3 protein-coding genes and 1 pseudogene are annotated in these 4,245 nt (G+C 67.5%); 2 read left to right on the top strand and 2 right to left on the bottom strand.

All coding sequences use genetic code 11. The annotated features are described in order from the left end of the window. Positions 1-96 (bottom strand): annotated as a pseudogene (locus tag ACESMN_RS12220) (bifunctional hydroxymethylpyrimidine kinase/phosphomethylpyrimidine kinase); the annotation flags it as partial. 280 nt (positions 97-376) lie between these two features. Next, positions 377-1,081: an HAD family hydrolase gene (locus ACESMN_RS12215; RefSeq protein WP_373053879.1), complete on the bottom strand. Its 705-nt coding sequence runs from the start codon at positions 1,079-1,081 to the stop codon at positions 377-379. Between the two features lie 167 nt (positions 1,082-1,248). On the opposite strand from ACESMN_RS12215, the gene ACESMN_RS12210 reads away from it, so the two are divergent. Next, positions 1,249-1,779, top strand: coding sequence for an RNA pyrophosphohydrolase (locus ACESMN_RS12210; protein WP_373053881.1), 531 nt, complete (start codon positions 1,249-1,251; stop codon positions 1,777-1,779). A gap of 23 nt (positions 1,780-1,802) precedes the next feature. Next, on the top strand, positions 1,803-4,067 hold the full coding sequence (ptsP, locus tag ACESMN_RS12205; protein ID WP_373053880.1) for a phosphoenolpyruvate--protein phosphotransferase: 2,265 nt from the start codon (positions 1,803-1,805) through the stop codon (positions 4,065-4,067). Positions 4,068-4,245 lie beyond the last annotated feature (178 nt).

The following is a 4,245-nucleotide window of genomic DNA, read 5'->3' as shown; positions in this document are numbered from 1 at the left end:
TCCCAGACGGGTGAAGGTGGTCAGGTCGGCCTGCAGGCCGGCCCCGCCACCCGGGTCCGATCCGGCAATGGTCAGGCAGGTGGGTGGGTGGTGCATCGTGCGGGCCTCCCTTGACGTGAAAATCGCGCGGCTCTCCGGCTCCAGCAGCGTAGGGTGGGGCCAACCCCGCGGGCCCACCACCGAGCGACACGGCCGGGATGGTGGGCCCGCTGCGCTTGGCCCACCCTACGGCCTTCCTTGCTGGTCCGGAGGTGCCGCAGGGCCATCACCGTTACCGTGAAGGTCACGCATTTCTGCCCTCCCTCGCAAGCGGGAGAGGGGGGCCTTCATCTCTCGGGGCGGCGGGTATCGGCATGATCGTGCGGGGATGTGCTGTTCAGGGACTGCCGGCCGCCAGGCGGTCGCGATCGACTGCCGTGCCACGCAGCGAGATCCGGGGCCAGCCAAGGCGTTCCGCATGCGCCGCCAGCGCGGGATCCGCATCCACCGCCACCGGCCGGCGGACTGCCTCGAGCAGCGGGATGTCGTTGCGTGAATCGCTGTAGAAGGTCGCCTCGACCATGGCGTCCTCGGGTTCGCCCCGCTCCCGGAGCCACTGCCGCAGTCGCTCGATCTTGCCCTCCTGGAAGCAGGGGGTCGCGGCGAGCTCGCCGGTGTACCGGCCGTCCCGGAACTCCGGTTCCGTGGCGAGCAGGTGTTCGATTCCCAGCATGTCCGCGATCGGGCGGGTGACGAAGCTGTTGGTCGCGGTGATGATCAGCAGCGTGTCACCGGCTTCGCGGTGCCGGGCCAGCAGATCCGAGGCGCCTGGGGCGATCATCGGACGGATCCGGTCCTGGAGAAAGGTCTCCCGCCAGAGGTGCAGCTGGGGCAGGGGATGCTGTACCAGGGGCTGGAACACGAAGCGGCAGAACGCGTAGATGTCCAGCGTCCCGGCGACGTACTGCGCGTAGAAGTCGTCGTTGAGCCGGGTGTAGGTCGCCGCATCGACCGCACCGACCTCGGCGAGGAAGCGCCCCCAGGCATGGTCGCTGTCGCCCGCAAGCAGGGTGTTGTCGAGGTCGAAGATGGCCAGTGGCATGATCGTGGTCCGGTGTGCAGGCAGAACGGTCTGTGTGCCCGATTGTACGTAGCCGGATCCGGGGGTGCGAGTCGCGGCCGTGAGGCGGACCCGGGCTGTGGGTGCTTTGCCGTGTACCCGCCCGTGTGGAACAATCATGTTAACGAATCATTAGCCGGTTGAACCAAGTGATTGATTGTGATGGCTATCGACCGAACGTAGGTATCATCGTCTGCAACGCGCAACAGCAGCTGTTCTGGGGCAAGCGCGTGGGGCAGGATGCGTGGCAGTTTCCCCAGGGTGGCATCCACCAGGACGAGTCGCCCGAGGACGCGCTGTTTCGCGAGTTGCGCGAGGAGACCGGCCTGCTGCCGGAGCACGTGCGCATACTGGGCGTAACGCGCAGCTGGCTGCGTTATCGCCTGCCTGCGCGCATGGTGCGGCGACGCAGCCAACCGGTCTGCGTGGGCCAGAAGCAGCGGTGGTTCCTGCTGGAAATGGTGGGATCCGACGAGGACTTCCGACTCGACGCGGTGCAGCCAGCGGAGTTCGACGACTGGCGCTGGATCGATTACTGGAGGCCGGTGCATGAGGTCGTGCATTTCAAGCGCAGCGTGTACCGCCGGGCGCTCTGCGAGCTCGTGCCGCTGATGTTTCCCGAGCTGGCGGCCGGCCCTCTGCGCGGTCGCTGCGCCAGTTCGCGTTCGGCCGGTTCATGACGGCCTCGGCACCACCATCCTCGATGCTCGACCTGCTGCGCCGCGTGGTGCAGGAGGTCAACGGAGCGGCGGACTTCTACGAGGCGCTGAGCATCATCGTGACCCGGGTGAAGGGTGCGCTCGACATCGATGTCTGTTCGATCTACCTGAAATCGCCTCGCTCCGAGCGGCTGGTGCTGATGGCCTCCGAAGGATTGCGCCAGGAATCGGTGGGCCAGGTGGAGATGGAGGTCTCCGAGGGCCTCGTGGGGCTGGTGGCCTCGCGCGCCGAGCCGATCAACCTCGAGAACGCCTCCGAACACCCGCGCTTCCGCTACTTCCCGGAGACCGGCGAGGAGCGGTTCCTGTCCTTCCTGGGGGTTCCGATCATCCAGCAGCGCAAGCTGCTCGGTGTGCTGGTGGTGCAGCATCACAAGGCGCGACGCTTCGACAACGAGCACGTGTCCTTCCTCATCACGCTGGCGGCGCAGCTGTCGGGGGCGATCACACACGCGGAATTCACCGACGAGATCGCGAGCGAGACCCCGATGGTCAGCCACGTGAATGTGGAGGCGATCGGTGTCGCGGGTGCGCCCGGCGTGGCCATCGGGCGCGCGGTCGTCGCCTACCGGCTGGCCGACCTCGATTCGATCCCGGACCGCGAGGCGCCCGGCGTCGAAGAGGAACTGGCCCGTTTCGCGATGGCGGTGAATGCGACCCGCGAGGAGATCGAGGGTCTGAAGGCGCGGACGCAGGCCCTGCTGCCGGCCGAGGAAGGCGCGCTGTTCGATGCCTATCTGCTGCTGCTGGGGGATTCGCTGGTGCATCGCACCGAGACCCGGATCCGGACCGGGCAATGGGCCCCCGGGGCGCTGCGCGACACGGTGCGCGAGAGCGTTCGTGTCTTCGAGGACATGGAGGATGCCTACCTGCGGGAGCGTGGAGCCGATATCCGGGATCTCGGACGCCGGATCCTCTCTCATCTGCTGCCTGCCGAGGATGCCGAGGGTGACTTCCCCGAGGGCGGGATCCTGGTCGGCGAGGACCTGACCGCATCGCATCTCGCCGAGGTGCCGATCGAGCGGCTGGGGGCCATCGTGTCGGCCCGCGGCTCGGGTTCCTCGCACATCGCGATCCTCGCGCGCGCCCTGAACGTGCCTGCGGTGATGGGGGTCTCCGATCTTCCGGTCAGCCGTCTGGAGGATCGCGAACTCCTGGTGGACGGCTACCGCGGACGGCTGTACGTGAACCCGGGCCCCGAGCTGCGCGCCGAGTTCATGCGTCTGGTTCGGGAAGAACGCGAGCTGGAGGATGGCCTGCGCACGCTGGCGCTTCAGCCCGCCGCGACCCGGGACGGCCGTCCGGTGCCGGTGATGGCGAACAGCGGTCTGCTCGCAGACATCCGACCCTCGCTGCAGTCGGGCGCCGAAGGGGTCGGGCTGTACCGCACCGAGGTGCCATTCATCATCCGCGACCGCTTCCCGGGCGAGGAGGAACAGGTCGAGATCTACCGCCAGATTCTGGCGTCCTTCGATCCAATGCCGGTGACGCTGCGGACCCTGGATGTCGGCGGTGACAAGGCGTTGCCGTACTTCCCGGTGCGGGAGGACAACCCGTTTCTCGGCTGGCGCGGCATACGCATCACGCTGGATCACCCGGAGATATTCCTGCCGCAGTTGCGGGCGATGCTGAAGGCGAGCGTCGAGCACCACAACCTGCAGATCCTGTTCCCGATGATCAGCACCCTCGAGGAACTGAAGGAGTCGCTGATCCTGCTCAACCGCGCCCGGGAGGAACTGCTGGACGAGGGACTGCCGGTCCCGATGCCGAAGGTCGGCGTGATGATCGAGGTTCCGGCAGCCGTCTACATCGTGGAGGCGCTGGCCCGGCGGGTCGATTTTCTGTCGATCGGGACCAATGATCTGGTGCAGTACCTGCTGGCGGTGGACCGCAACAACGCCCGTGTGGCGAACCTCTACGACACACTGCATCCGTCGTCCATCCGTGCGCTGGAGCTGATTGCCGAAGGCGCGCGGCGGACCGGCAAGCCGGTCAGCGTCTGTGGCGAGATGGCCGCGGATCCGGCGGCGATCATCCTGCTGCTCGGCATGGGCATGGACAGCCTGAGTGTCAGTGTGTCCGCGATTCCGAGAGTCAAGTGGGTGATCCGCAGCTTCACCACCGACCGGGCAGAGGCGCTGCTGGCCCAGTGCCGGCTGCTGGAGAATCCCGAGCAGATCCGCTCCCTGCTGAACAACGCGCTGGTCCAGGCCGGTCTTGGCGGGCTGGTGCGCGCCGGCAAGAACTGACCTGGCTTGTCCAGTGGGGGTGTCTCTCGTTTGTGGGAGGCGAGCCCGCGCGGCGATCCGGCGCCCGTGAAGGCCGCCCAGGGGGCTGGCTTCGTGTAGGGGCGGCCTCTGGCCGCGATGGCCCTGGGCACTCGACACAACGCCGCATCGCGGCTGGAAGCCGCTCCCACGAGCACCC

Source organism: Thioalkalivibrio sp., assembly GCF_041690275.1.
In the GTDB taxonomy this organism is placed as follows: Bacteria; Pseudomonadota; Gammaproteobacteria; order Ectothiorhodospirales; family Ectothiorhodospiraceae; genus Thioalkalivibrio.
The sequence above is the reverse complement of the archived record's forward strand: the minus strand, read 5'-3'. Positions and strand labels throughout refer to the sequence as shown.

Bases quoted from the DNA above. Each gene is read 5' to 3' on its own strand.
- ptsP (WP_373053880.1), top strand. From the start codon at position 1,803: ATGCTCGACCTGCTGCGCCGCGTGGTGCAGGAGGTCAACGGAGCGGCG.
- ACESMN_RS12215 (WP_373053879.1), bottom strand. From the start codon at position 1,081: ATGCCACTGGCCATCTTCGACCTCGACAACACCCTGCTTGCGGGCGAC.